At 73.9% G+C, this 26048-nt stretch carries 21 protein-coding genes and 1 pseudogene; 19 read left to right on the plus strand and 3 right to left on the minus strand.

Annotated elements, in window-relative coordinates; all coding sequences use genetic code 11:
• The 18 genes and pseudogenes from ACFV4G_RS28580 to ACFV4G_RS28665 form a co-directional block, all read left to right on the plus strand.
• Positions 1–537: pseudogene (locus ACFV4G_RS28580) on the plus strand (polysaccharide biosynthesis protein); the annotation flags it as partial.
• Positions 534–2069 carry a Wzz/FepE/Etk N-terminal domain-containing protein gene (locus ACFV4G_RS28585; RefSeq protein WP_380444991.1) on the plus strand — a complete coding sequence of 512 codons (1536 nt, stop codon included), beginning with the start codon at positions 534–536 and terminating at the stop codon, positions 2067–2069. The pseudogene ACFV4G_RS28580 and the gene ACFV4G_RS28585, both read left to right, overlap by 4 nt.
• Positions 2070–2071: 2 nt before the next feature.
• Positions 2072–3979 (plus strand): asparagine synthase (glutamine-hydrolyzing), encoded by a 1908-nt coding sequence (asnB, locus tag ACFV4G_RS28590; protein ID WP_380444992.1) that lies wholly within the window; start codon positions 2072–2074, stop codon positions 3977–3979.
• A gap of 60 nt (positions 3980–4039) precedes the next feature.
• A complete protein-coding gene (locus ACFV4G_RS28595; protein ID WP_380444993.1) occupies positions 4040–6226 on the plus strand; it encodes a bi-domain-containing oxidoreductase in 2187 nt (728 codons plus the stop codon).
• Positions 6223–8172: an alginate lyase family protein gene (locus ACFV4G_RS28600; RefSeq protein ID WP_380444994.1), complete on the plus strand. Its 1950-nt coding sequence runs from the start codon at positions 6223–6225 to the stop codon at positions 8170–8172. Before ACFV4G_RS28595 ends, ACFV4G_RS28600 begins: the two co-directional genes overlap by 4 nt.
• 10 nt (positions 8173–8182) lie before the next feature.
• Positions 8183–9700, plus strand: a complete 1518-nt coding sequence (locus ACFV4G_RS28605) for a right-handed parallel beta-helix repeat-containing protein (RefSeq protein ID WP_380444995.1) — start codon at positions 8183–8185, stop codon at positions 9698–9700.
• On the plus strand, positions 9693–10943 hold the full coding sequence (locus tag ACFV4G_RS28610) for an O-antigen ligase domain-containing protein (protein WP_380444996.1): 1251 nt from the start codon (positions 9693–9695) through the stop codon (positions 10941–10943). The genes ACFV4G_RS28605 and ACFV4G_RS28610 overlap by 8 nt, the downstream gene beginning before the upstream one ends.
• Positions 10943–12217, plus strand: coding sequence for a glycosyltransferase (locus ACFV4G_RS28615; protein WP_380444997.1), 1275 nt, complete (start codon positions 10943–10945; stop codon positions 12215–12217). Before ACFV4G_RS28610 ends, ACFV4G_RS28615 begins: the two co-directional genes overlap by 1 nt.
• The gene (locus tag ACFV4G_RS28620) at positions 12214–13446 is read left to right on the plus strand and encodes a methyltransferase domain-containing protein (protein WP_380444998.1); all 1233 of its coding nucleotides are present in this window, start codon (positions 12214–12216) and stop codon (positions 13444–13446) included. Before ACFV4G_RS28615 ends, ACFV4G_RS28620 begins: the two co-directional genes overlap by 4 nt.
• Positions 13443–14246, plus strand: a complete 804-nt coding sequence (locus ACFV4G_RS28625) for a glucose-1-phosphate cytidylyltransferase (protein WP_380444999.1) — start codon at positions 13443–13445, stop codon at positions 14244–14246. The genes ACFV4G_RS28620 and ACFV4G_RS28625 overlap by 4 nt, the downstream gene beginning before the upstream one ends.
• Positions 14243–14905: a PIG-L deacetylase family protein gene (locus ACFV4G_RS28630; protein ID WP_380445000.1), complete on the plus strand. Its 663-nt coding sequence runs from the start codon at positions 14243–14245 to the stop codon at positions 14903–14905. The genes ACFV4G_RS28625 and ACFV4G_RS28630 overlap by 4 nt, the downstream gene beginning before the upstream one ends.
• A 4-nt stretch (positions 14906–14909) precedes the next feature.
• Positions 14910–15935, plus strand: a complete 1026-nt coding sequence (locus tag ACFV4G_RS28635; RefSeq protein ID WP_380445001.1) for an NAD-dependent epimerase/dehydratase family protein — start codon at positions 14910–14912, stop codon at positions 15933–15935.
• Positions 15923–17206: a DUF4910 domain-containing protein gene (locus tag ACFV4G_RS28640; RefSeq protein ID WP_380445002.1), complete on the plus strand. Its 1284-nt coding sequence runs from the start codon at positions 15923–15925 to the stop codon at positions 17204–17206. Before ACFV4G_RS28635 ends, ACFV4G_RS28640 begins: the two co-directional genes overlap by 13 nt.
• A gap of 5 nt (positions 17207–17211) precedes the next feature.
• Positions 17212–18549: a hypothetical protein gene (locus ACFV4G_RS28645; protein WP_380445003.1), complete on the plus strand. Its 1338-nt coding sequence runs from the start codon at positions 17212–17214 to the stop codon at positions 18547–18549.
• Positions 18546–19493, plus strand: a complete 948-nt coding sequence (locus ACFV4G_RS28650) for a glycosyltransferase family 2 protein (protein WP_380445004.1) — start codon at positions 18546–18548, stop codon at positions 19491–19493. Before ACFV4G_RS28645 ends, ACFV4G_RS28650 begins: the two co-directional genes overlap by 4 nt.
• On the plus strand, positions 19490–20698 hold the full coding sequence (locus ACFV4G_RS28655; protein WP_380445005.1) for a polysaccharide pyruvyl transferase family protein: 1209 nt from the start codon (positions 19490–19492) through the stop codon (positions 20696–20698). The genes ACFV4G_RS28650 and ACFV4G_RS28655 overlap by 4 nt, the downstream gene beginning before the upstream one ends.
• Entirely contained in the window at positions 20695–21246 is a 552-nt protein-coding gene (locus ACFV4G_RS28660; RefSeq protein ID WP_380445006.1) for a dTDP-4-dehydrorhamnose 3,5-epimerase family protein, read from the plus strand. The genes ACFV4G_RS28655 and ACFV4G_RS28660 overlap by 4 nt, the downstream gene beginning before the upstream one ends.
• 7 nt (positions 21247–21253) lie before the next feature.
• The gene (locus ACFV4G_RS28665; RefSeq protein WP_380445007.1) at positions 21254–22597 is read left to right on the plus strand and encodes a glutamate-1-semialdehyde 2,1-aminomutase; all 1344 of its coding nucleotides are present in this window, start codon (positions 21254–21256) and stop codon (positions 22595–22597) included.
• Between the two features lie 7 nt (positions 22598–22604).
• Here the strand turns inward: ACFV4G_RS28665 and ACFV4G_RS28670 are convergent, their stop codons facing one another.
• The 3 genes from ACFV4G_RS28670 to ACFV4G_RS28680 all read right to left on the minus strand — a co-directional run bounded on the left by ACFV4G_RS28670 (position 22605) and on the right by ACFV4G_RS28680 (position 24629).
• Complete coding sequence (locus tag ACFV4G_RS28670) at positions 22605–23240, minus strand: phosphatase PAP2 family protein (protein WP_380445008.1); 636 nt, start codon at positions 23238–23240, stop codon at positions 22605–22607.
• Positions 23233–23742, minus strand: a complete 510-nt coding sequence (locus ACFV4G_RS28675) for a hypothetical protein (protein WP_380445009.1) — start codon at positions 23740–23742, stop codon at positions 23233–23235. The genes ACFV4G_RS28670 and ACFV4G_RS28675 overlap by 8 nt, the downstream gene beginning before the upstream one ends.
• Before the next feature lie 107 nt (positions 23743–23849).
• Entirely contained in the window at positions 23850–24629 is a 780-nt protein-coding gene (locus ACFV4G_RS28680) for a hypothetical protein (RefSeq protein WP_380445010.1), read from the minus strand.
• A 567-nt stretch (positions 24630–25196) separates the two neighbouring features.
• Here ACFV4G_RS28680 and ACFV4G_RS28685 point away from each other — a divergent pair.
• A partial coding sequence (locus ACFV4G_RS28685) for an ALF repeat-containing protein (RefSeq protein WP_380445011.1) occupies positions 25197–26048 on the plus strand: 852 nt, incomplete at its 3' end.

The following is a 26048-nucleotide window of genomic DNA, read 5'->3' on the forward strand; positions in this document are numbered from 1 at the left end:
GTGCCCGGGCGCGCCCCCGGGCCCGAGGGCGGTGGCCCCGGCGCGGTGGACCGCGGGCGGGGGGGAACGGCCGAGGGGGGGCCCCGGCCGCCCCCGCGCTTCACGGGCGCCGAGCCCGGCCGGCAGCTCCGCTACCGGCGGGTGTGCGCCCGCCTGCGGGACCGACTGCCGTCCCCCGGGCGGCTGCTGGTCGTCGTCCCGGAGGGCGACGAGACGGCCCGCCGGGCCGCCGGGCAGCTCGTCGCGGAGGCCGCGGGCGATCCCGTGCTGCGGGCGGTGGACGTGTCGGTCTCCCGACCGCTGATGCCGGACCACGACGGCGAGTCCGGCGCCGTGGTCGTGCTCAGCGCGGGCGACTGGACCGCGGGGGAGCTCGCCGACGTCGCCGGGGCGTGCGCGGACGCCGGCCACGAGGTCGTCGGCGTCGTCGTCGCGGAGCCGGTCCTGGCCCGACCGGGGCGCTCCGCCGACCGCCACCCGGAGGGTGCCGTGCCGGTGCTCGCCGTCGGCGACGACGCGAGAAGGGGCCCGGAGTGACGACGAGTACGACGCCGGAGCCGTCGGCCCCCGCCCCGCTGCTGGATCTGCAGTCGCTGGTGGTCGCGGTGCGCAGGCGCCGCCGGCTGTGGTGCGTCATGGCGCTGCTCGGGCTGCTGGCCGGTGCGGCGGTGGCCGTCCTGCGGCCGCCCGCGCCGAGCGCGACGGTCAAGGTGCTGGTCGCCCACCAGGCGGACCAGCCGAACGACCCCGGGACGCTGATCCGCACCGACGCCGCGCTGCTCCAGACCACGGGCATCGCGGGCAAGGCCCTGCAAGCCCTCGGATCCGCGGCGAAGCCCGAGGACTTCATGCGGGACTACGCGGGCGCCGGCCTGACCAACAACCTCCTGCAGATCAACGTGACGGGCACGAGCGACGCGGAGGCGGTGGCCCGGGCCAAGGCGCTGGCCGACACGTTCGTCGCGGACCACGTCCGGCGGATCCAGGAGGCCGCGGACGCCGAGGCCAAGGCCTACCTCGACCAGCGCGACCGGCTGCGCGAGGAACTCGCCCAGGTCAACAAGTCGATCGGGGAGGCCTCGCAGCAGAACGACCCGAAGACGGCGGCGAGCCGGGAGTCGCTCGACACCAGCCGGTCCGAACTCATGTCGCGGATCGCCGACTTCAGTCAGCGCGCCGCGGAGGCGGGCGTGGGCACGCCCCGGCTCGTCGCCGGCACGCAGATCGTGGACGCCCCGCGCGCGGTGCGGCAGTCGCTGCCCAAGACCGCCGCCACCGACGCCGCGCTCGGGCTCGTCCTCGGACTCGTCCTCGGGCTCGCGGTGGCCGCCGTCGGCGCGGTGGTGGCGGACCGCCCGGTGCTGCGCCGGGAGATCGCGGCGAACCTCGGTGCCTCGGTCATCGCGGAGCTGCGCGGCGTGCCCCGCAGGTCCGCCGGGCGGTGGCAGCGCCGGCGGACCAGGGCGGCCAGGACCCGGCTCACCGCGACCCTGGCCCGCAGCGTGCGCGCCTCGGCGGACGCCGTGTCGCTGCTGGAACTCGGCTGCGCGCGCACCACGAGCGTGATCGCCCTGGACCTCGCCGGCGAACTGGCGTCGGAGGAGGAGGGGCCGGTGGTCGTCGTCGACGGGCTGCCCGGCCCGCAGCTCGCCAAGCGCCGCGCCAGGCCGGGGGATCCGACCGTCGTCGTCGGCGAGCGCGCCGGGGCCGTGCCGCCCGAGGAGCGCCGGCTCGGCGTCGGCTCGGTGGCGCCCGGCACGGCGTGGACCGACCTCCGGCACCTCGGCACCCGGACGGTGCTCGTCGTGCGGGCCGGGCACGGCAGCGCCGCCTGGCTGCACACCGTGGCCCGGCAGCTCGCGGACCAGGGCATCCCGGTGATCGGGGTGGTGCTGATCGACCCCGATCCGCGGGACCGGACCGACGGCACCCTCTGGGACGGGCCGCACGCCGCGCCGCGCGGCCGGCGCGCCCGCCCGCCCCGGCGCGACGGGACCGGCCGCCGGCGCACGGAACGACAACCGACGAGGACCGCACCGGTCCCGGACAACGACCAGGAGGCGGGCTAGACATGTGCGGCATCGCGGGAACGTACCGGTGGCCGGACGGGAAGGCCGTGACCGACCTGCTCACCGACACCCTCGCCCACCGGGGCCCGGACGGGGCCGGCCGCTACGGCCACCCGGTCGGCGACGGCGACGTGCAGCTCGGGCACCGCCGGCTGGCCATCGTCGACCTCTCCGAGACCGGCGCCCAGCCGATGGTCTCGGACGGCCTCGTCCTGACGTACAACGGCGAGCTGTACAACGCGCCCGAGCTGCGCGCCGAACTGGCCGCCGCCGGCGTGCGCTTCCGCGGGACCTCCGACACGGAGGTGCTGCTGGAGGCCTGGCGGCGCTGGGGCACCGACTGCCTGCCCCGGCTGCGCGGCATGTTCGCGTTCGGGATCTTCGACGAGCGGACCGGCGAGCTGGTTCTCGTCCGCGACCAGCTCGGCATCAAGCCGCTGTTCCTGGTCCGGCGCGGCGGGGGCCTGGTGTTCGCCTCCGAGCTCAAGGCGCTGGCCGCCGCCACCGGCGGGTCGCTGGAGGTGGACCACGCGGCGCTGGTGGCCTCCCTGCTCTACTACTGGGTGCCGGACTCGCGGTGCGCCTTCCGCGAGGCCGAGAAGCTGCCGCCGGGCAGCTGGCTCCGGTGCAGGCCCGACGGCCGGGTGGAGCGCGGCCGGTACTGGAACCTGCGGGACGTCGCCGCCGAGGGCCGGGAGCGGGCCCTGGCCGGTGAACGGCCCGACCTCGCCGCCATCGTCGAGGAGTCGACCCGGCGTCACCTGCTCTCCGACGTGCCGGTGGCGACCTTCCTCTCCGGCGGGCTGGACTCCAGCTACCTGACCGCGCTGGCCGCCCGCGACCGGCCCGGCATCTCCGCCTACACGATCGGCTTCCGCGCCGAGGACGCCAGGTTCGAGGCCATGCCCGACGACCTCCGCTACGCCCGGCAGGTGGCCGGGCGGTTCGGCGTCGACCTGCACGAGATCGAGATCGCCCCGGACGTGCTCGACCTGCTGCCGAGGATGACGTACCACCTGGACGAGCCGATCGGCGACCCGGCCGCGATCAACACCTACCTGATCTGCTCGGCCGCCCGGGAGGCCGGGGTCAAGGTGATGCTCTCGGGGATGGGCGCCGACGAGCTGTTCGCCGGCTACCGCAAACACCTGGCCAACCGGCTCGCGCTGCGCTACCAGCGCGTCCCGCGGCCCCTGCGGCGCGGCCTGTCCGCGGCCGTGGACCGGCTGCCGGTCGCCACGGCCACCCGGGGGTTCCGCTCGGTGCGGTTCGCGAAGCGGTTCCTCTCCTTCGCCGACCTGCCGGAGGAGACGGCGTTCCGGCGCAGCTACACGATGTACGACCGGGCCGAACTGCTCGCCCTGGTCGACCCGGACCTGGCCGGGACGGTCGACGACGTGCTGACCGAGCACGCGGACGTCTACGGGGACAACGACCTCGACGACTTCGTCAACCGCATGTGCCTGGGGGACGCGCGGATGTTCCTGCCGGGCCTGAACCTCGCCTACACGGACCGGTCGAGCATGGCCGCGTCCACCGAGGTGCGGGTGCCGTACGTGGACGTCGAGGTGGTGCGGGCGGCGTTCGCGGTGCCCGGTGACCGCAAGATCGTCGGACGGCAGGGCAAGGCCGTGCTCAAGGAGGCGGCCACCTCCGTCCTGCCCCGGGAGATCGTGTACCGGCCCAAGGGCCTGTTCAGCGCGCCGCTGCGGGCCTGGATGAGCCGGGACCTGGCGCCGCTGGTGCGCGAGGTGGTGAACGACGGCGTGCTCGTCCGGTCGGGGTTCCTGCGCCGGGACGCGCTGGCGCGGCTCGTCGCCGCGGACGCCGCCGGGCAGCAGGACTACTCCAAGCACCTGTGGCACGTGCTGACCCTCGAGTACTGGTACCGCGGCGCGACCTCCGGCTGAGGCCGCGGCCGGAATATGACGACGTGACGACGTGACGACATGGGAACAAGGGGACTTCGGGTGAAACAGGTCGTGCAGAACTACAAGAGCGGCGAACTGTCGGTGCTCGACGTGCCGGTGCCGGGCTGCAAGCCGGGCGGGGTGCTGGTCCGCAGCGCCTTCTCGCTGATCTCCACCGGCACCGAGCTCATGAAGGTCTCCGAGGCCGGGATGTCGATGCTGGGCAAGGCCCGCTCCCGGCCGGACCAGGTGGCCAAGGTCATGCAGAGCGTGGCCACCAACGGACTGCCCGCCACCTACCGCAAGGTGATGGGCAAGCTGGACTCCTACACGCCGCTGGGCTACTCGCTGTGCGGGGTGGTCGAGCAGGTCGGCGCCGGGGTCGACGACGTGAAGGCCGGCGACCTGGTGGCCTGCGCCGGCAACGAGCACGCGCTGCACGCCGAGCTGAACTGGGTGCCGAAGAACCTCTACGTCCCGGTGCCGGACGGCCTCGCGCCGCGGCACGCGGCCTTCGGCACCGTCGGGTCGATCGCGCTGCAGGGCGTGCGCCAGGGCGAGCCGCAGCTCGGCGAGGTGGCGCTGGTCATCGGCCTCGGGCTGATCGGGCAGCTGGTGGTGCAGCTGCTCACCGCCGCGGGGGTGCGCGTCGTCGGGGCCGACCCCGACCCGGCGCGCTGCGAACTCGCCGCGCGCCTGGGCGCCGTGGCCTGCGGCGATCCCGCCTCCGCGGCCGTGGCGGGCGCCGTCGCCGAGCTGACCGGCGGTCACGGCGTGGACCAGGTGTACCTGGCGGCCGGCGGCGGCAGCAACCAGCCCGTCGAGCTGGCCGCCGCGCTGGCCAGGGACCGGGGCCGGGTCGTCGACATCGGCAAGTGCCGCCTGGACCTGCCCTGGAACGCGTACTACGAGAAGGAGCTCGACGTCCGGTTCTCCCGCTCGTACGGCCCCGGGCGCTACGACCCGGAGTACGAGCTGGAGGGGCGGGACTACCCGATCGGCTACGTGCGCTGGACCGAGCGCCGCAACCTCGCGTGCTTCCTCGACCTCGTCTCCCGGGGCCGCGTCGACGTGGAGCCGCTGATCTCCCACATCGCCGACTTCGGCGACGCCGTCGAGACGTACCGGCGCCTGAAAGACGGCGAGTTGAAGGCCGTGGCCGTGCTCTTCCGGTACCCCGGGCCCGAGGGGGAGGGAACGGCGGAGGCCCCGGTGGTGGCGGTGCCGGAGGTGCGCGTCGAGACCAGGGCACCCGCGCCGTCCCGTCCCGTCAACACGCCGGTGCGGCTGGCGTTCGTCGGCGCGGGGAACTACGCGACGTCGATGCTGCTGCCCCACCTGGCCGGGCGCGACGGCGTCGCGCTGTCCACGGTCGTCACCACGACGGCGCTCTCGGCGGCCAACGCGCAGCGGAAGTTCGGCTTCGCCCGGGCGACCACCGATCTGGACGGCGTACTCGGGGACCCGTCCATCGACGCCGTGTTCGTGGTCACCCGGCACAGCTCGCACGCCGAACTGACCCGGCGGGCGCTGCTGGCCGGCAAGGCGGTGTTCGTGGAGAAGCCGCTGGCCCTCACCGAGGACGACCTGGCGGGCGTGCTCGCGGCCGTGACGGAGTCCGGCAACGACCGGCTGCAGGTGGGCTTCAACCGCCGCTTCTCGCCGCTGCTGCGCGAGGCCAAGGCCCGGTTCGGCGCGCGGAGCGGCCCGGCGAGCCTGCGCTACCTGGTCAACGCGGGCCGCCTGCAGCACGGCAGCTGGTACCTCCAGCAGGGCACCGAGGGCTCCCGGTTCGCCGGCGAGGGCGGGCACTTCATCGACACGGCGAGCTGGCTGCTGGAGGCCGACCCGGTCTCGGTGTACGCGGTCGCCTCGGCCGGCAACGAGGACCTCCAGGTCGTGCTGCGCTACCCGGACGGCTCCACGGCCACCATCAGCTACGTCACCACCGGCGCGTCCGGCTTCCCCAAGGAGACACTTGACCTCGTCGCGGACGGCAAGGTGCTGAAGCTCGACGACTTCGTCCGCGCCTCGGTGTACGGGGGCAAGCGGTGGGTCAGTTCGCGGCTGCCGAAGGCCAGGGACAAGGGCCAGTCCAACGAGCTGGCCGCGTTCGTCCGGGCGGTGCGGACCGGCGGGCCGATGCCGGTGCCGCTGGAGTCGCTGGTCGCCACCACGGCGGCCACCCTCGCGGTGCAGACCGGCCTGAGCGGCGGCGTGCCGGTGGCGCTGGAGCGGGCGCGATGACGATGAGCGCGGGCTGGTACCTGCGGCGGCTGTCCCGGATGGGGCCGCGGGAGGTCGGCGGCCGGGCGGGCGACGCGGCGCGCAGGCGGCGGTGGCGCTCGGAGCCGCCGCCCTGCCCGGCGGTCACCGGCGCCCGGTTCACCGCCGTCCTGCCCGCCGGGGCGATCGCCGCGGTGCCGGCGGAGGCCGCGAAGCGACTCGTCGCCGAGGCGGACCGGCTGATGGACGGGTACGCCGAGTTCTTCGGGGTGGACCGCGACGACCTGGCCGACCCGGACTGGTGGCGCGACCCGAAGACCGGGCGCCGGGCCCCGGCCGGCTACGCCTTCGACGTGCCCTACCGCGACGAGGACGCGGTCGGGGACATCAAGCAGATCTGGGAGCCGTCCCGGCACCAGTACCTGACCGTGCTCGCCGCCGCCTACGCCCTCACCGGGAACGAGCGCTACGCCGAGCGCGTGGCCGCGCACCTGCGGTCGTGGTGGGCGGCCAACCCGCCGCTGCGCGGCGTGCACTGGATCAGCGGCATCGAGCTGGGCATCCGGCTGCTGTCCTGGGTGTGGATCCGCCGGCTGCTCGACGGCTGGCCGGGCGCGGCCGGGCTGTTCGAGGGCAACCCGGTGGCGCTGGAGCAGATCTGGCACCACCAGCGCTGGCTGGCCGCCTTCCCCAGCCGGGGGTCCTCGGCCAACAACCACGTCATCGCCGAGGCCGCCGGGCAGTTCGCCGCGGCCTGCGCGTTCGGCTGGTTCCCGGCCTCGGAGCGCTGGCGGTCCGGCGCGCTGCGCTCGCTGGAGCGGCACCTGCGCGGCAACACCTTCCCGTCCGGCCTCAACCGCGAGCTGGCGACCGAGTACCACGGGCTCGTCCTGGAGCTGGGCCTCGCCGCGCTGGCCGAGGCGGACGCCGCCGCCGTGCCCGTCCCGGCGTCCGTCCGGCTGGTCCTGCTGCGGATGACCGACGCCCTCGCGGCCGTCGTGGACAACCGGCTGCGGCCGCCGCGCCAGGGCGACGCCGACGACGGGTACGGCCTGGTCCTGGACGGCCCCGGCACCGACCGCTGGGCCTCGCTGCTGGCCACCGGGGACGCCGTGTTCGGCCGGCTCGCCTGGTGGCCGGCGGTGACCGGCGGCGACGTGCGCACCCCGCTGCTGGCCGCGCTGGTCCGCCCGTACGGGAAGAGCGGAGCCGTCACCCGCCCGGCACGCCGGCCCGGCCACTTCGCCGACGCCGGTATGACCATCCTGCGCGGCCCGGGGGAGATCTGGTGCCGCTGCGACGGCGGCCCGCACGGCTTCCTGTCCATCGCCGCGCACGCCCACGCGGACGCGCTGTCCGTGGAGGTCCGGCACGACGGCGTGGAGGTACTCGCCGACCCCGGGACGTTCTGCTACCACGGACAGCCCGAGTGGCGGAGCTACTTCCGCTCGACCCTGGGCCACAACACCCTGGAGCTGGACGGCGGCGACCAGTCCGTCTCCGGCGGCCCGTTCCTGTGGACCCGGCACGCCCGCAGCCGCGTCCTGGCCGCGGACACCTTCAACGGGAGCGTGGCCCGCTGGAGCGCCGAACACGACGGCTACCAGGACTCGGTACACCGCCGCCGGGTGGAACTGACCGCCGCCACCCGGGAGCTGCGGGTGGTCGACGAGGTGCGCGGCCCGCGCCGGGCCGTGCGCCTGGCCTTCCACCTCGGCCCGGCGATCACTGCCGACCTGACGGGGCACCGGGCCCTGCTCACCTGGACCCGGGACGGCGAGGGCCGTTCCGCGGTGCTCGACCTGCCCGGACAGCTGTCCTGGCGGGCACACCGCGGCGAGACCGACCCGCCGCTGGGCTGGTACTCGGCCGGCTTCGGGCGAAAGGAGCCCGCGACCACGCTCGTCGGCACCGGATTCGCCGACGGCACCGAGGAGTTCACCACCGTGCTCGGATTCCGGGACTGAGGGGGGAGGGGTGGGGATCAAGAAGCGGCACTGGGGGGCGCCGGCGCTGGTCCTGTTGCTGGCGACCGGCTGCACGAGCGGCGGCTCGGACACCTCGCCGCAGCCGACCGCCACGCCCTCCGGCTCCGTGGCCGCGGCCCAGGTGTGCGCCCACCCCGGGGAAGGTCCGGCCGCCGCGCCCGCGGGCGCGGTGACGGTCGACCCCGCGGTGGTCGGCGACCTGACGGCGAAGACCAAGAGCAGCCCCCCGCACACCACGTTCTGGCTCCAGTCGGGGACGCACAAGCTCGAAGCGGACCGGTACGCCCAGGTCGTCCCGAAGGAGGGGGACACCTACCTCGGAGCACCGGGCGCGGTGCTCGACGGCGTGAAGACCAACCAGTACGCGTTCGGCGGCGACGCCGCGGGCGTCACGATCCGCTACCTGACCGTGCAGGGCTTCAACGCGCCGCAGAACGAGGGCGTGGTCAACCACGACTCGGCCGACGGGTGGGTCATCGAGCACGCGACGATCCGCGACAACTCCGGCGCCGGACTGATGGCCGGAGCCCACCAGCAGGTCCGCGCCAACTGCCTCCAGGACAACGGGCAGTACGGCATGAACGCGTACAAGTCCGGTGCCCCCGTCGGCGGCCTGGTGGTCGAGGGCAACGAGATCACGGGCAACGACACCGACCAGTGGGAGCAGCGCCAGCCGGGCTGCGGCTGCACCGGGGGCGTCAAGTTCTGGGCCGTCAACGGCGCCGACGTGCGCGGCAACTGGGTGCACGACAACCGCGGCCCCGGGCTGTGGGCGGACACCAACAACAACGACTTCCGCATCGAGGACAACGTCCTGGAGGCCAACGACGGTGCCGCGCTGATCTACGAGACCAGCTACAACGCCGTCATCCGCAACAACACGATCCGGCGCAACGACGTCGTCGAGGGCCGCCGCTCCGCCGACCGCGGCGACGACTTCCCGTACGCGACCGTCTACCTGTCCGAGTCCGGCGGCGAACCGCGGATCCCCGCCCGCACCGACAGGATCGAGATCTACGGGAACGTCCTGGAGGACAACTGGTCCGGGATCACCCTGTGGGAGAACGCCGACCGCTTCTGCAACAGCCCGGCCAACACCTCCTCCGGCGACTGCACGCTCCTGGCGAAGAACACCGCTCGCTGCGCCCAGCCGGCGATCGCCACCCCGCCGCTCCACGACGACTGCCGGTGGAAGACCCAGCGGGTCGACATCCACGGCAACCGCTTCGTGCTGCACCCTTCCGCCGTCGGCTGCACGGTCAAGTGCGGCCGCATGGCGGTGCTGGCCAACTACGGCACCTACCCGGACTGGTCGCCGTACAAGGGGCAGTCGGTCGCCGAGGCGATCACCGGTGGCCAGCAGAACCGCTGGCACGACAACGCCTACCTCGGACCGTGGAGCTTCGTCGCCCACGACCCGAGCCGCACGCTCGACTTCGGGCAGTGGCAGGGCGAGCCCTACCAGCAGGACACGGGCAGCACCTACCAGTCCCAGGCCGGTGGTTGAGGTGACCCGGGACCTCACGCACGACGGGTCGCAGGGCGGCCCGGCGACGCCCAGGGCCGTCGGCGCGGTCTGGGCGCTGCTGATCCTCAACACGCTCGGCTCCGCCGGCGCGCAGACCGTCATCCCGCTGCCGCGCTCCCTCATCCAGATGGTCACCATGGGCTCGCTGGTGTCCGCGTTCGCGCTGGCGCTCGTCCTCAATCTCCGGCTGCGGATCCGGCCCAGCGCCTACCTGTTCCTGCTGACCGTGCTGCTGGTGCTGAGCGTGATCTCCAGCGCGCACCTGGAGTCCGGTTTCGGCGCGCTGTTCCGCTGCTTCCGGCTGGCGCTCTTCGTCGGCACGCTGTGGCTGCTCAGCCGGTGGTGGGACGGCGGCGAGACGTTCGTCCGCCACCACATCCGGGCGTACTCCGCGGTGCTCGCCTCGGTGGCCGCCGGCCTGGTCGTCTCACCGGGCGCGGCGATGCCCGAGCTCTACGGCGGACGGCTGGTCGGCGCGCTGTGGCCGCTGACCCCGCCGCAGATCGGCCAGTACGCCGCGGTGATCATCGGGCTCACCGTGCTGCTCCTCCTGGGCGGGCGGACCACCAGGGGCAGCGCGGCGGCCGTCATCGTGCCCTCCTTCGTCCTGCTCGCGCTGACCCACACCCGGACGGCCACGCTCGGCCTGATCCTCGGGCTGGCGCTGGCGATCGGCTCGCTCGTCCTGACCAGCGCCGCCGCCCGCCGGTTCTTCACCCGGGCGGTGCTGTGCGCCGCCGTGGCCGCCGTGGCGCTCGGCTCCCTGCTCCAGGCGTGGTTCCTGCGCGGCCAGAGCCAGGAGAACTTCTCCAGCCTCACCGGCCGGGCCAAGGTCTGGGACGCCCTGCTCGCGGCGCCCCGGACGACGACGGAGCAGGTGTTCGGCGCCGGACTGGGCGACAAGTCCTTCGGCGGGCTGCCGATCGACAACAGCTGGCTGGCCGTCTACAACGAACAGGGCCTGGCGGGCGTCGCGATCGTGGCGGCGATCATCATCGTGCTGGGCGGCGTCGCGCTGCTGCGCCCGCCCTCCCTGGCGCGGGCCTGCGCGATCTTCCTGATCGGCTACTGCGCCATCGCCTCCTACACCGAGGCCGGGCTGGGCGACGCCTCGCCGTACCTGCTCCACCTGACCGTGGCCGCCGGGCTGCTGGCGGCACCTGCGCCGGCACTCGCAGCCCGCGTACCCCAACCAGCCGTCCAGAGATCGGAGGTGAGCTGATGCACGTCCTCGTGGTGCACAACCGCTACTCCTCGGCGCAGCCGAGCGGGGAGAACAAGGTCGTCGATCAGGAGGTGGGGCTGCTGCGCGGGGCCGGCCACCGGGTCGATCTGTTCGAGCGCCGCAGCGACGACATCGGGGCCCGGTCCCTGCCGGGCAAGGTCGCGGTGCCGCTGCTGGTGCCGTGGAACCCGGCGGTCCGCGCGGAGCTCGCCGCCCGGCTGCGCCGCGAGCGGCCGGACGTGGTGCACGTTCACAACGTCTTCCCGCTGCTGTCGCCCGCGGTGCTGGCCGCCTGCGCCGACGCCGGCGTGCCGGCCGTCGCGACGCTGCACAACTACACCCAGGTGTGCCCGCCGGGCACGCTGCAGCGGGACGGGCGGCCGTGCACCGAGTGCGTCGGGGGGTCACCGCTGCCCGCCGTCCGGCACGGCTGCTACCGCGGCTCCCGGCTGGCGACGGTGCCGCTGGCGGTGAGCCTGGCGGTCAACCGGCGGCGGTGGTGGTCCGGCGTGGAGCGGTTCTTCTGTATCTCGGCGGCGCAGCGCGACGTCCTGGTGCGGGCCGGCCTGCCGGCCGGACGGCTGGCGGTGAAGCACAACTTCGTGCCCGAGCCCGGTGTGCGGCGCACGGGCGCCGGTGAGCACGTGCTCTACCTCGGCCGGCTCGCGGAGGCCAAGGGCGTGCGGCTGCTCATGGCCGCGTGGGACGCGATCGCCGCCGACGGCGGCGTGGGCGTGCCGCTGGTGATCGCCGGCGCGGGACCGCTGGAGCCGGAGGTGAGGGCGTGGGCGGCGGGCCGGGAGGACGTGCGCTTCGCCGGCCTGTACGACACGGCGGAGTGCCGGGAGGCCGTCGCGCGGTCGGTGGCCGTGGTGGCGCCCTCGACGTGGCTGGAGGCGTTCGGCCTGGTGGTCGTGGAGGCGATGGCGGCCGGGGTCCCGGTCGTCGCCGCGGGGCACGGCGCCTTCGTCGAACTCGTCGAGGACGGCGTGACCGGGCTGCTGCACGAGCCCGGCGACGCGGTCTCGCTCGCGTCCGGCCTGCGCCGGATCGCGGCGGAGCCGGAGCGCAACCGGGAGATGGGACTGGCGGCCCGGCGCCGTTACGAGCAGGGGTTCAGCCCGGCCGTCGGGCTGGAGCGCCTGGTGGAGGGGTACCGCACCGCGATCGCGGGTCGGTCCGGCGGCGCGGAGGGCGCGCCGCCGCAGGGAACGGACAACGCTGGCCCGCGACGGGGATCCCGCGCGGGCAGGAGTGGGGGCAATAGATGACATGCCGACTGTGCGGATCGGTGGCGCTGACGAGCGTCGTCGACCTGGGGGCGACACCGCCGTGCGAGAGCTTCCTCGCCGCGGACGAACTGGACCGGCCGGAACCGACGTACCCGCTGCACCTGCGGGTCTGCACCGAGTGCTGGCTCGCGCAGATCCCGCCGCTGATCACGCCGGAGGAAACGTTCACGCAGTACGCGTACTTCTCCTCCTACTCGACCTCCTGGGTGGAGCACGCGCGGACGTTCGTCGACGGCGCCGCCCAGCGCGTGGGTCTCGGCCCCGACGCCTTCGTGGTCGAGGTCGCGAGCAACGACGGCTACCTGCTCCGGCACGTGGTGGAGCGGGGGATCCGCTGCCTCGGCATCGAACCCTCGGTCAACGTCGGCGCCGCGGCCCGCGACGCGGGCGTGCCCACGCTCACCGCGTTCCTCGACGAGGCCACCGGTACGGCCGTCCGCGCCGAACACGGCCCGGCGGACCTGGTCGTGGCGAACAACGTGTACGCGCACATCCCCGACGTGGTCGGCTTCACCAAGGGTCTGCGCGCCCTGGTCGCCGACGACGGCTGGGTCTCCATCGAGGTGCAGCACCTGCTGACCCTGATCGAGGAGAACCAGTACGACACGATCTACCACGAGCACTTCCAGTACTACACGGTCGCGTCCGCGACCCGGGCGCTCGCGAGCGGCGGACTCGCGCTCGTGGACGTCGAGCTGCTGCCCACCCACGGCGGCTCGATCCGGCTGTGGGCCCGGCCGGTGGAGGCGGCCGGCGAGCCGACGCGGCGGGTGGCCGAGGTGCTGGACCGGGAGAAGGCCGCCGGGCTCCAGGAACTGTCCGGCTACACCGAGTTCTCCGCCCGGGTGGCCAAGGTGCGCCGGGACCTCCTGCGCTTCCTCGTCGACGCGGCCGAGCGCGGCGAGACGGTCGTCGGCTACGGCGCCCCGGGCAAGGGCAACACCCTGCTCAACCACTGCGGCGTCCGGCCCGACCTGCTCCCGTACACGGTCGACCGCAACCCCTACAAGCACGGCAGGTTCACCCCGGGCACCCGCATCCCGATCCTGGCGCCCGAGCGGATCGCCGCCGACCGGCCCGACTACGTCCTCGTCCTCCCGTGGAACCTGCGCGACGAGCTGGTCGAGCAACTGTCCTTCGTCCACGAGTGGGGCGGCCGGCTGGTCTTCCCCATCCCGGAACTCAGCATCGTCGAGGTGAAGCGGTGAAGGTCGTCCTGTTCTGCGGAGGTTACGGGCTGCGCATGCGCAGCGGAGCGTCCGACGACGTGCCCAAGCCGATGGCGATGGTCGGTCCGCGGCCGCTGATCTGGCACGTCATGCGCTACTACGCGTACTTCGGGCACACGGAGTTCATCCTGTGCCTCGGGTACGGGGCCCACCACATCAAGAACTTCTTCCTCAACTACGAAGAGACCACGTCCAACGACTTCGTGCTGCGCAACGGGAAGACCGAGCTGCTGTCCACCGACATCTCGTCCTGGACGATCACCTTCGCGCAGACCGGCATCGAGTCGCCGATCGGCGAGCGGCTGCGCCGGGTGCGCCACCACCTGGACGGCGACGAGATGTTCCTCGCAAACTACGCCGACGTGCTCACCGACGCCCCGCTGCCCGAGATGATCGAGCGGTTCTCCCGGCGCGACGCCGGCGCGTCGATGATGGTGGTGCCGCCGCAGTCCTCGTTCCACTGCGTGGACCTGGGCGAGGACGGCCTGGTGGGGGGCATCACCGCGGTGAGCGACATGCCGCTGTGGGAGAACGGCGGCTACTTCGTGCTCCGGCAGGAGGTCTTCGACCACATCCCGGAGAACGGCGACCTGGTCGCCGACGGCTGCGCCCGACTCGCCAAGCGGGGGCGGCTGGTGGCGCACCAGCACCGCGGCTTCTGGAAGCCGACCGACACGGTGAAGGAGCGCGCCGCGCTCGACCTCGCCTACGCCCGGGGCGACCGCCCGTGGGCCGTGTGGGAACGGGACGGCGCGAACACCGTGGGAGCCAAGGCGTGATCCGGCTCGGCGCTGGGCGCCTGGACCGGATCGTCGCCGTGGGGGCGCACTGCGACGACATCGCCATCGGCGCCGGCGGCACGCTGCTGACGATGTGCCTCGCGCGGCCGGGCATCCAGGTGGACGCGCTGGTCCTCTCCGGCGGCGGCAGCGAGCGCGAGCAGGAGGAACAGGCCGCGCTCGCCGCCTTCTGCCCGGGCGCCGACCTGCGCCTGACCGTCCTCAAGCTGCCGGACGGCCGGCTGCCCGCGTACTGGGACGAGGCCAAGGCCGCCGTCGAGGAATTGCGCGGGCGGACCGAGCCCGACCTCATCCTCGCCCCGCGCACCGACGACGCCCACCAGGACCACCGCGGCCTCGCGCAGCTGCTGACCACCGCGTTCCGCGACCACCTCGTGCTCGGCTACGAGATCGTCAAGTGGGACGGCGACCTCGGCCGGCCCACGGCCTACCAGCCGCTCACCCCGGAGACCGCGGAACAGAAGGTGCGGCTGCTGCAGGAGCACTACCCCTCGCAGCGGCACCGCCCCTGGTACGACCGCGAGGCCTTCCTCGGGCTCGCGCGGATCCGCGGCATCGAATGCCACGCGCGCTACGCCGAGGCCTTCGCCACCACCAAACTCACGCTCGACCTCGGCACTCTCAACCTGGGGGGTTGAACCCATGCGCGTACTGCTGACCGGACACCAGGGCTACCTGGGCACCGTGATGGCCCCGGTCCTCGCCGCCGCCGGGCACGAGGTCGTCGGCCTCGACGCCGGCCTGTTCGCCGACTGCGTCCTCGGCCCGAAGCCCGCCGACCCGCCGGGAACGCGGGTCGACCTGCGCGACGTCACCGCCGACCACGTCGCCGGCGTGGACGCCGTGATCCACCTGGCCGCGCTGTCCAACGACCCGCTGGGCTCGCTCGCGCCGGACCTCACCTACGACATCAACCACCACGCCTCCGTCCGGCTGGCGAAGCTGGCCCGCGACGCCGGAGTGCGCCGCTTCCTGTACGCCTCCACCTGTTCCGTCTACGGCGCCGCCGGCGGCGACGAACTGGTGGGCGAGGACGCCCCGCTGCGCCCGGTGACGCCGTACGCGGAGTCCAAGGTGCGGGTGGAGGACGACCTGCACGCCCTGGCCGACGGCGACTTCAGCCCGGTGTACATGCGCAACGCCACCGCCTTCGGCTACTCGCCCCGGCTGCGCGCCGACATCGTGCTGAACAACCTGGTGGGCCACGCGCTCCTGTCCGGCGAGGTGCTGGTGCTCTCCGACGGCACGCCATGGCGCCCGCTGGTCCACGCCGCCGACATCGCCCGCGCCTTCGCGGCCGCGCTGACCGCGCCGCGCGAAGCCGTGCACGACCGGGCGTTCAACATCGGCAGCGAGGTCAACAACGTCACCGTCGCCGAGATCGCGGAGCAGGTCGCCGAGGCGGTGACCGGCGCGCAGGTGGTGATCACCGGCGAGAACGGCGCCGACCCGCGGTCGTACCGGGTGGACTTCTCGCGGTTCCGCGCCGCGCTGCCCGGCTTCGACTGCGAGTGGACGGTGAAGCAGGGCGCGCTCGAACTCGCCGACGCCTACCGCAAGTTCGGACTCACCCGGGAGGACTTCGAGCGCCGCTTCACCCGGCTGGCCGTGCTGCGCGAGGCGTCCTCCGCCGGGGCCGTCGACGAGACCCTGCGGTGGCGCCGGTGACCGGGCTCGGCGAGGAGATGCACGCCCTGGTGGAGCGGCTGTACCCGCTCTGCCGGAGCATCACCGGCGACGGCGTGCGCGCCACCCTGGACATCGTCGGCGAGTACGTTCCGCTCCAGGTGCACGAGGTCCCGACCGGGACGCAGGTGCTCGACTGGACGGTGCCGCAGGAGTGGAACATCCGGGACGCCTACGTCGCCGACGCCGCGGGCAACCGGGTCGTCGACTTCGCCGCGTCCAGCCTGCACGTGCTCGGCTACAGCGTGCCGGTGGCGGCGACCATGCCGCTGTCCGAACTGCGCGGACACCTGCACACCCTGCCGGACCACCCGGCCTGGGTGCCGTACCGCACCAGCTACTACACGCCGGACTGGGGGTTCTGCCTGTCCCAGGAGACCCTGGACGGGCTGCCGGACGGCGACTACGAGGTGCGCATCGACTCCACCCTCGCGGACGGCCACCTCACCTACGCCGAGCACGTCGTCCCCGGGCAGGTCGCCGATGAGGTGATCGTCTCCTGCCACGTCTGCCACCCCGCGCTGGCCAACGACAACATGGCGGGCGTCGCGGTGGCGACCTATCTGGCACGGGAGTTGGCGGAGCGGAGCCCGTACTACACCTACCGCTTCATCTACGCGCCCGGCACGATCGGGGCGGTCACCTGGCTGGCCCGCAACGCGGAGCGGATCGAGCGGGTCAAGCACGGGCTGGTGCTGGCCTGCGCGGGCGACCGGGGACGGCTGACGTACAAGCAGAGCCGGCGCGGCGACGCGGAGATCGACCGGGTGCTGCGGCACGTGCTGCGCACCTCCGAACGACCCCACGACGTCGTCGAGTTCACCCCGTACGGCTACGACGAGCGGCAGTACTGCTCGCCCGGGTTCGACCTCGGCGTCGGCTCGCTGAGCCGGACCCCGTACGCCGCGTACCCCGAGTACCACACCTCGGCGGACAACCCCGACTTCGTCTCCCCGGAGGCGCTGGCGGACACGCTCGCCGTCTGCCGCGAGGCCTTCGCCGTGCTCGACCGCAACCGGCGCTACGTCAACCTCAGCCCGTACGGCGAACCGCAGTTGGGGCGGCGCGGACTGTACGAGTCCCTCGGCGGGCGCAGCGACGCCAAGCAGGCCCAGATGGCGATGCTGTGGGTGCTCAGCCTCTCCGACGGCGAGCACGGCCTGCTGGACGTCGCCGAGCGCTCCGGGCTGCCCTTCGACGCGGTCGCCGCCGCGGCCGACGCCCTGTGCGGCGCCGGTCTGATCAAGGCGTGACGCGGATGACCACCGAGGGGGTGAGGACGACGACCCCGGCCGGCCCGGCCGGGGAGCCGGGGCGGACCGGGCAGGCGGCCGAGCAGGCCCGGCCCGCCAGGCGGGGCGTGCTCGGCCGGGTGTCCTGGGGGCTGGCCGACCAGGCGGTCACCAGCATGATCAACTTCGCGGTGGGCATCTACGTCGCCCGGGAGCTGGGGGTGCACGCGTTCGGCGTGTTCAGCCTGGCCTGGCTGACCTACGGCGTGGTGCTCAACGTCTCCCGCGGGCTGGCCACCGACCCGCTGATGGTGCGCTTCAGCGGCGTGCCGGAGGCGACCTGGCGTGCCGGTGCGGCCCGATCGTCCGGCGCCGCGCTCGCCGTCGGCGCAACCCGCGGCCCCGACAGCCTGCGGGGGGGGCTCGGCCTCGGCGGCGACGTGGGGCCCGCGTTCGCGAGCCTCGGCGCCGCCCTGCCGGCGCTCCTGCTCCAGGATGCCCGGCGGTTCGCGTTCTTCGCGGCCGGCACCGGGCGGAAGGCCTTCGCCAACGACCTGCTGCAGGGCATCGCACTCGTCCCGGCCATGGTCGTGGCGGCCCGGGTGGGCACCGTGCCCGCCTTCCTGCTGGCCTGGGGCGCCGCCGCGGCGGCCGCCGCCGGATACGGCTTCCTCCAGTCCGGCGTCCGGCCCCGGGTGACCGAAGCCCGCGGCTGGCTGCGCGAGCAGCGCGACCTCGGCAGCCGCTACCTGGTCGAGAACGTCAGCCTCAGCGGCGCCGGCCAGCTGCGGGCGTACGGGCTCGGCGCGATCGTCGGGGTCGGCGCGGTCGGTGCCGTCCGGGGCGCCGAACTCCTCCAGGGACCGTTCCTCGCCCTGCTGATGGGGCTCTCCCTGGTCACCGTGGCGGAGGCGGCCCGGGTCCTGCGGCGGACGCCCGAGCGGCTCGGCCGGTTCTGCTTCCTGCTGGGCGGAGGGCAGGCCGGCGCCGCGCTGCTGTGGGGCTCGGCCCTGCTGCTGATGCCCGACCGGGCCGGACAGTTCGTCCTCGGCGACGTCTGGCACTCCGCCTCCCAGCTCATCCTGCCGGCCACCCTCGGCGTCGCGGGCGCCGGCCTCGGCAGCGGCGCGGCCGCCGGGCTGCGCGCCCTCGCCGCGGCCCGGCGCAGCCTGCGCTGCCAGCTGTTCGCCTCCGCCTGCTACCTCGGCGGCGGGCTCGGTGGCGCCGCCGCAGCCGGCACGGTCGGCTCCGCCTGGGGCGTCGCCGGCGCGACCGCGTGCGGCGCCGCCGTCTGGTGGCTCCAACTGCGCGCCGCCCTGCGCGAGCACCACCGCACCCCGATCCCCGAAGTGAGGACCCCTTGAGCGCCGTTCCCCGGCTGAGCATCGGCCTGCCCGTCTACAACGGCGAGGAGTACCTCGCCGAGTCGCTCGACGCCCTCCTGGGCCAGACCTACGACGACTTCGAGCTCGTCATCTCCGACAACGCGTCGACCGACGGCACCCAGGACATCTGCCGCACGTACGCCGCGAAGGACCCCCGGATCCGCTACCTGCGCCTGCCCCGGAACATCGGCGCCGCGCCGAACCACAACCACGTCTTCACCGAGTGCCGCGGCGAACTCTTCAAGTGGGCCTCCCACGACGACCTGTACGCCCGGGACCTCCTGCTGCGCTGCGTGGAGGCGCTGGACGAACGCCCGGACGTCATCCTCGCCCACTCCGGCCAGGCCGTCATCGACGGCGACGGCCAGGTGAAGGTGCCCTACGAGTACGGGCTCGCCACCGACTCGCCGCACGCGCCCGAGCGCTTCCGCAGCCTGCTGTTCGAGCCCGGCGGCGACGACTTCTACGGGGTGATGCGGGCCGACGTGCTGCGCCGGGTGAAGCCGCACGACAGCTACCACCACGCGGACCGCACGTTCGTCGCCGAGATCACCCTGCACGGGCGCTTCCACCAGGTGCCGGAGCTGCTGTACTTCCGCCGCGACCACCCCACCCGCGCCGAGCGGGCGAACCCCTCCAAGCGCTCCCGTTGCGTCAACCTGGACCCGCGCCGCGCCGGGCCGCTGCACCCGACGCCCCGGCTGCTCGCCGAGTACGTCTGGGGCTTCGCCTCGGCCGTCCGGCGGGCGCCGCTGTCGGCCGCCGACCGGCGCGCCTGCTACGGCCACCTGGCCGCCTGGATGACCAGCCGGGTCCGGCCCGGCGCCGGCGAGCGGGTCGAGGACCGCGCCCCGGCCGACCCGGCGCTGCTCACGGTCTCCGTCGACGCCCTCGTGGCCGGACGCGAGGGGCGGCGCGCATGACCCCCGTGCGGGTCGGGGTCTTCGGCCTGCTCGGCTCCGGCAACCTCGGCAACGACGGGTCGCTCGAAGCCGTGCTCGGCCACCTGCGCACCGAGCACCCGGAGGCCGCCGTCGACGCGCTGTGCGGCGGGCCCGAGGCCGTCACGGCCCGCTACCGGATCCCCGCGACGCGGCTGCACTGGTACCGCGGGGAGTACCGGACCGCCTCACGGGCGGGCGCGGTCGCGGCGAAGGGCCTCGGCAAACTCGTCGACGCCGTCCGCACCGCCGCGTGGGTGCGCCGGCACGACGTGGTGATCGTGCCGGGCATGGGCGTCCTGGAGGCCACGCTGCCGCTGCGGCCGTGGGGCTTCCCGTACGCGCTGTTCCTGCTCTGCGCGTCCGGCCGGCTCTTCGGCACCCGGGTGGCGCTGGTCGGTGTCGGCGCCGCCCCCATCGCCGACCGGCCCACCCGGGCGCTGGTGCGCTGGTCGGCGCGCCTCGCGGCGTACCGGTCGTACCGGGACGAGCTGTCCCGCGACGCGATGCGGGCGATGGGCGTGGACACCGCGCGGGACGCGGTCCACCCGGACCTCGCCTTCGCCCTGCCGACGCCGGCCGCCCCCTCGTCCGGTGTGCCCGGCGTGGTCTGCGTCGGCGTCATGGACTTCCACGGCGGCAACGACGACCGGGCCAGGGCCGAGGAGATCCACCGGCGCTACCTCGACGGGACGACCCGTTTCGTCCGCACCCTGGTCGAGGAGGGCAGGCCGGTCCGGCTGCTCACCGGCGACGACGTCGACGCGACGGTGGTCGCCGCGATCCTCGAAGCCGTCGACTCGCCGCTGGTCACCGCCGCCCGGACGGCCTCGCTGGCCGACCTGATGGAGGAGGCGGCGGCCGCCGACGCCGTGGTGGCGACCAGGTACCACAACCTCGTCTGCGCGCTGAAGGCCGGCACGCCGACGCTCGCCCTGAGCTACGCGGCGAAGAGCGACGCGCTCATGGAGCAGATGGGGCTGGGCACGTACCGCCACCCGGCGCGCGAGGTCGACGCCGACCGGCTGACCGAGCAGTTCCGGGAGCTGGAGAAGCGCTCGGCGGAGCTGCGCCAGATCCTCGCCGAGCGGAACCTGGCCGTGGCCCGGCGCCTCGACGACCAGTTCCGCGAGCTGACCAGGGCCCTCTTCCCGAGGACCGACCACGTTGTGAGGGAGGCGCCGTGAAGGCGACCCAAGTCCCGGCGATCGCCGGCGCGTACCTGTTCGAGCCGACGCCGTACACCGACGAACGCGGCTTCTTCTGCCGCACCTTCGACGCCGACGTGATCCGCTCGGTGGGCCTCGACCCGGACGCCTTCGTCCAGCACAGCGTCTCCCGCTCGGTCGGCGGCGTCCTGCGCGGGCTGCACCTGCGCTCCGGCGCCGGCGAGGCCAAGCTGGTGCGCTGCTCGTACGGGCGGGTCTTCGACGTCGTCGTGGACCTGCGGCCGGACTCGCCGACCTACCGGAACCAGGCCCACTTCGAGCTGTCCGGCGAGACGCAGGCGAGCGTCTACATCCCGGCGGGGTGCGCGCACGGCTTCCAGGCGCTGACGCAGACCACCGACGTCTCGTACCTGATCGACCGCCCGCACGATCCGGCCGAGGACGTGACGATCGCCTTCGACGACCCGCAGCTCGCCATCCCCTGGCCGCTGCCGCCCACGTCGATGTCCAAGCGGGACCGGGAGGCGCCGAGCCTCGCCGAGGTCCTGCGCCGGAACGAGAGCTGAGGACCGCGTGGACACCGAAGTCACCGAACCCGCCGAAGAGTTCGCCCTGCCCCGGTCGCGGGCGGCGAACGAGAAGCTGCACGCCCTGATCCCCGGGGGCGCGCACACCTACGCCAAGGGCGACGACCAGTACCCCGAACACCTCGCCCCGGTGATCAGCCACGGCCGCGGCGCCCACGTGTGGGACGTCGACGGCAACCGCTACGTCGAGTACGGCTCCGGCCTGCGCTCGGTCAGCCTCGGCCACGCCCACCCGCGCGTACTGGAGGCGGTCCGGCGGGAACTGGACCGCGGCAGCAACTTCGTCCGCCCGTCCGTCGTGGAGGCCGAGGCCGCGGAACGCTTCCTGGAGACCGTGCCGACCGCCGAGATGGTCAAGTTCGCGAAGAACGGCTCCGACGTCACCACCGCGGCGGTGCGGCTCGCCCGCGCCGTCACCGGGCGCCCGCGGGTGGCCATCTGCGGCGACCACCCGTTCTTCTCCGTCGACGACTGGTTCATCGGTACCACGCCGATGTCCGCCGGGATCCCGGCGGCGATCACCGACCTCACCGTGGCGTTCCCCTACGGCGACCTGGCCGCGACGGAGGAACTGCTCACCCGGTACCGGGGCGAGGTCGCCTGCCTGGTCCTCGAACCCGCCGGACACGCCGAGCCGCCGCCCGGGTACCTCGCCGGCCTGCGCGAACTGGCCGACCGGCACGGCTGCGTGCTGGTCTTCGACGAGATGATCACCGGCTTCCGCTGGTCCGAGGCGGGTGCCCAGGGCCTCTACGGCGTCGTGCCCGACCTCTCCACCTTCGGCAAGGCGCTGGGCAACGGCTTCGCCGTCTCCGCGCTCGCCGGGCGGCGGGACCTGATGGAGTGGGGCGGGCTGCGCCACACCGGCGACCGGGTGTTCCTGCTGTCCACCACGCACGGCGCGGAGACGCACTCGCTCGCCGCCGCGATGGCCGTCCAGACCACCTACGTCGAGGAGGGCGTCACCGCCCGGCTGCACGCCCTCGGCGAGCGGCTGGCCGCCGGGGTCCGCGAGGCCGCCGCGGGCATGGGCGTCGGCGACCACGTCGTCGTCCGGGGCCGGGCCAGCAACCTGGTCTTCGCCACCCTCGACGAGAACCGGGAGCCCTCGCAGCAGTACCGCACCCTGTTCCTGCGCCAACTCCTCGCGGGGGGCGTCCTGGCCCCGTCGTTCGTGGTGAGCAGCGCGCTCGGCGACGCCGACATCGACCGCACCGTGGCCGTGGTGGCCGGGGCCTGTGCCGTCTACCGCAAGGCACTCGACGCCGGCGACCCCACCCCCTGGATGGGCGGGCGGCCGGTGAAACCCGTCTTCCGCCGCCTGGTGTGACACGGCCTCACGGACGGCTCCGGCGGAGCTGGTCGGCTGTTCGGTCGACCAGCCACGCCGTCGCCGGCACCACCGCCAGTGCGGTGCACCAGCCGCCGAGGACGTCGGTCGGGTAATGCGCACCCAGCGCGACCTGCGCCCACCCCATGACGGCGCCGACGACCAACGCCGCGGCGAACACGAACAGGGTGCCGGCCGCCCTGCGGGTCGCCACCATCGCCACCACGAGGGCGAGCGACGTGGCGAAGGCGGTGTGCCCGCTCGGGTAGGACAGGTTGTCGCCGTGGATGGTGCGCCCCGCCAGGTGTTTGAGCAGCGTCGCCGTTCCCACGGCCGAACCGACGCCGACAACGACGAACGCAGCCGCGCGCGGACGCCGGAGCAGCAGGCAGCCCGCCACGATCGGCACGACCAGGGCCGCGGCTCCGACCGGCTCGCCCAGCGAATCCATGGCCAGGGCGACGGACCGCCACGGCGGCTCCACCCCGTACAACGCCCCCGCTATGCGCGCGTCCACCCTGCCGGGCTCGCTCGCGCCGGCGTAGCGGACGCCGAGCGCGGCGACCACCAGCGCCGCGAGGACCGCCACGATCGCGACGGCGGCGGAGCGCCGGTGCCCCGGCAGGAGGCGCGGTTCAGTCATCGGTCCCGCAGTACTCCTCGTCCCGGAGGTCGGCGAGGCGCGGATCGTCCAGGAGCTGCCTCAACTCGGCGCGGGGGAGGGCCAGATGGTTCGCCGCATGGCGCTCGGCACCGGCCCAGCAGAACGCCGCGCGGATTTCTTTTTCCCAGCCCTCCGGATCCCGCTCCCGTCGTGCGGCGAGCTCCGCCACGCGCGCGTCCCGGACCGCGAGCGCCTCGTCGACGAGCTGCTCGCGCACGTCCGGGCGCTCGCGCACGGTCTTCGCTGCCCACCAGTAGGGCCGGTCCTCCTCGGGCCGCACGTCCTCGTACACGGCGGCCAGGCCCAGCAGTTCGATGGGATTGTCCGCCCAGAAGGTGAACCCGTCCTTCTCGGCGAGCCAGGCGTCCAGCCCGTCCTCGTCCTCCTCGTCGGCGAGCTTCACCGTCAGGTGGTACCCCTGACGGCGCAGGAGCTGGAGGCATGTCTCCCAGACATTGGCGTGACTTCCCAGTGAGGCCATGCGGCCACCCTAGCGAGCCCGTGGCCGTCGCCGGGCGACTCCGTCCGAAGCGGCCTCCGGTGCCTCGCCCGTCGCCCGTCGCGGAGCCGCCCCGGCCGGGCCTTCCGTCAGACGGGGACGTTCTTGATGACCGCCCCGGTCAGCGGCGAGAGCCGGTCGGACAGCGCGCCGAAGTCCGCAGTCCGGCCGTCGGACCACTGGGCCATGCCGACGAGCATCCCGTTCCCGTAGGACGCGAAGTTCTGCACGAGGCCGCTGTCGGCCGGCAGTTGGCGCAGGCCCGAGTCCTTGGGCGGGACCTGGACTGCGACCTGGTACGACGCGGGGTCGGAGGCCAGCACGTTGATGAGGTGCACGCACTCCATCGGGTCCTTCATGGTGAACAGCGCCAGGTCGTACTGGTTGCCGTCGGCGTCCTTGTACAGCGCCAGGTTGACGCCGACACAGCCGTGCCCCTGCGTGATCAGCCCGGCGAGGGTCGGCGCCACGGTGTCGGCGCCGGTGCAGCTCGGGTTCGCCACCTTCGCCACCAGCGTGTACCCCTGCACCTGCGCCGGGAAGACGGACAGCGGGATCGCCGAAGCCGGAGCACCGGCCGACGCCGTCGCCGCGTGCGCCGAGGGGGCGGACGCGGTCGTCGCGGCCGGCGCGGGGGCGGGCGCGGCGGCCGGTGCCCGGTCCGACGGCCGGAGCACGTACGCCGTCGCGCCGGCGGCCACCAGGAGGGCGGCGGCCACGGGAAGGACCAGCCGCCGCGAGCGCCGCGGCTTCGTCTGCCTGGCCTGCCGCGCCCGTTCGGCGGCACTCGGCTCCCGCACCGCGTTGTTCTTCTCGAACTCCCGGACGAACTCGTCCCACAGGTCGTCACCGGATTCACGCTTAGTCACAGCGCCAGACCTTAGTGATCACCGCCGACGCTGGGAAGTCGGGCGCCCGGCGCCGGTGCCGCAGCGGCACCGGGCAGAGGAAACGTCACCGAACCGTGATGGTCGGGGGACGGGATCCCAGGTTCTCGAACATCCTTAATGTCCGTCTTCGGAATGACGGATTTCGGGCGGTTCGGCCGCGTTTCCCGTACCGGACGTGACGGTGGATCAGGATTTCGCCGGGCCGCGGACATGCTTTGACGTACCGGATTTCCTGTCGATAGCGTCCACTTGATCTTCACTTTACCGGCTCGGGGGCGCTGGTTCGTCGCCCGGGTGCGTCTTCTTCCGGGAGTCCCTGTGCGTACCGTCCGCAGACCGGCCCGGCCCCGTGGCGGGGCCCCGGCCGGGCCCTCGGCGGCAGCGCCGGGCCGGTGTTCGGTGAACTTCCTCCTCCGCGCGGCCACGTCGCGCCGCGTCGAACGAATCCTCCTCCCCCCGCAGAACTTCCGGCCCGTCGATGCGTGACCGCGGCCGGCCAGGCGGCACTCCGGTGCCCGAAACACGAAGAGAGATGACGAAGCTCCCATGAGGATGTCACCGACATCACGGGCCCGATCACGGCTCGCGGCCGGGTTCGTGGCCGGCAGCCTGCTGACCGGGCTGCTGACGATTCCGGCCGTGGCGGCCGACACACCGCCGGCCACCGCCGCCAACCCGGACCGGCTGAAGGCCGTCGCGGCCTGGCAGGCCGGCGGACCGGCCGTACGGCACGCGGCCGAGATCGCGCTGACCGGTGGTGGCGACGACCTGACGGCGTTCGTGACCAAGGGCCAGGCGGTCGCGGCCGACCAGGACCAGAAGGCACAGATCGAGGCACTCGTCGCGGCCTCCGGCCCCGGCGTGCGCGAGGCCGGGCAGGCCGCGCTGAAGGGCTCGGCCGCCGACCTGAAGAAGTTCCTCGACCAGGGCGCCAAGAAGGCCTTCGAGGACGACCAGCGGGTCCGGCTGTCGCAGATCATGGCGGCCGGCGGGCCGGGTGTGAAGGCCGCGGCCGCCAAGGCCATGGACGGCACGCTGACCGACGTCAACCAGTTCCTCAACGAGGGCCAGTTCAAGGCGCGGGACGACGACGACCGCGTCCACCTGTCGCAGTTGATGGCCTCGGGCGGGCCGGAGGTGAAGAAGGCCGCCAACACCGCGCTCAACGGTTCGATGGACGACGTCCAGCAGTTCCTGCAGTACGGCTACCAGACGGCGGCCGCGCACGACCAGGAGACCCTGACCGTCTCCCAGCTGGCCGACCTGACGAAGAATGCCTCCGCCCAGGCCGGGCAGCAGGCCCGGACGGCCGTGGACGCGGCGGGCAAGGCCCTGGACGCCACCAGGCTGGCCAAGGAGGCCTCCGAGAAGGCCGCCGCCGAGACCAAGGCCGCGCAG

It is taken from the genome of Kitasatospora sp. NPDC059747, assembly GCF_042732955.1.
Taxonomy (GTDB): domain Bacteria; phylum Actinomycetota; class Actinomycetes; order Streptomycetales; family Streptomycetaceae; genus Kitasatospora.

Bases quoted from the DNA above. Each gene is read 5' to 3' on its own strand.
- ACFV4G_RS28670 (WP_380445008.1), bottom strand. From the start codon at position 23,240: ATGACTGAACCGCGCCTCCTGCCGGGGCACCGGCGCTCCGCCGCCGTC.
- ACFV4G_RS28675 (WP_380445009.1), bottom strand. From the start codon at position 23,742: ATGGCCTCACTGGGAAGTCACGCCAATGTCTGGGAGACATGCCTCCAG.
- ACFV4G_RS28600 (WP_380444994.1), top strand. From the start codon at position 6,223: ATGACGATGAGCGCGGGCTGGTACCTGCGGCGGCTGTCCCGGATGGGG.
- ACFV4G_RS28615 (WP_380444997.1), top strand. From the start codon at position 10,943: ATGCACGTCCTCGTGGTGCACAACCGCTACTCCTCGGCGCAGCCGAGC.
- ACFV4G_RS28645 (WP_380445003.1), top strand. From the start codon at position 17,212: ATGACCACCGAGGGGGTGAGGACGACGACCCCGGCCGGCCCGGCCGGG.
- asnB (WP_380444992.1), top strand. From the start codon at position 2,072: ATGTGCGGCATCGCGGGAACGTACCGGTGGCCGGACGGGAAGGCCGTG.
- ACFV4G_RS28635 (WP_380445001.1), top strand. From the start codon at position 14,910: ATGCGCGTACTGCTGACCGGACACCAGGGCTACCTGGGCACCGTGATG.
- ACFV4G_RS28620 (WP_380444998.1), top strand. From the start codon at position 12,214: ATGACATGCCGACTGTGCGGATCGGTGGCGCTGACGAGCGTCGTCGAC.
- ACFV4G_RS28655 (WP_380445005.1), top strand. From the start codon at position 19,490: ATGACCCCCGTGCGGGTCGGGGTCTTCGGCCTGCTCGGCTCCGGCAAC.